The following is a 712-nucleotide window of genomic DNA, read 5'->3' as shown; positions in this document are numbered from 1 at the left end:
GAGAAACGTGATAATGGCCATCAACTGCGCCAACTACGATTGATCGTTTTCAGCGATCAATCTTATGAAATTGATCTACAAAATCAATTATATCCCCTTGATTCATCTTGATATTGTTTAGCTTCGTTAATACCCTGGGATATAACCACTATGAAAAACATGATTCTTTGCCTGGCGGTGGCTGTATTGCTCTCCGGTTGCGCTGGCGTTCTTCAGAAGCAGCAACCCATATGTACCGGAACGGCCCTGATCGGCGGACAGGAAAACATCGTCCAGATTTACGGTGTGCGTAAGCAAAGTAACCAGACCCAGTACCGCGCCGGTTACCCATTTAACTGGTCATGGGTCAGCGCAAACACGTTCAGTAGTACCACCTGCCATTAACTCAAACATTTTTGAATAAACCTCGCCCCGGCGGGGTTTTTTATTGCCCGAAAGGAGCGCATATGTCTGTAGGAACTATCACCCTGACAAACGGGTCCGCTGTTGTTGGCGGTTCCGGAACCTCTTTTACTACCGAACTTGCCGCAGGTGACTTTATTGTTTCCACTGTGGGTGGCGTTGATTATACGCTGCCCGTTAAATCGGTTGACGGTAATACCCAGGTGACTCTGGTTAGTAACTTTACCGGGCCTACTCAGGCCGGTGCAGCCTGGTCAGCTGTTCCCCGTGTGGCGCTGAACATGGTAACTGCCGCGCTGGTGGCGCAAAG

Annotated in this window: 1 protein-coding gene and 1 pseudogene; both read left to right on the top strand. The window is 49.4% G+C overall.

Features of this window, described 5'->3' with window-relative positions; all coding sequences use genetic code 11:
• Positions 1–150 precede the first annotated feature (150 nt).
• Entirely contained in the window at positions 151–384 is a 234-nt protein-coding gene (locus tag ACHH0Z_RS25640; RefSeq protein ID WP_045409817.1) for a hypothetical protein, read from the top strand.
• 62 nt (positions 385–446) lie between these two features.
• A pseudogene (locus tag ACHH0Z_RS25635) lies at positions 447–712 on the top strand (phage tail protein); the annotation flags it as partial.

Origin of the sequence: Enterobacter cloacae complex sp. 2024EL-00227, from assembly GCF_043945315.1 — a bacterium.
Classification (GTDB): Bacteria; Pseudomonadota; Gammaproteobacteria; order Enterobacterales; family Enterobacteriaceae; genus Enterobacter; species Enterobacter roggenkampii.
This window is presented reverse-complemented; position numbering and strand designations above follow the sequence as displayed.

Bases quoted from the DNA above. Each gene is read 5' to 3' on its own strand.
- ACHH0Z_RS25640 (WP_045409817.1), top strand. From the start codon at position 151: ATGAAAAACATGATTCTTTGCCTGGCGGTGGCTGTATTGCTCTCCGGT.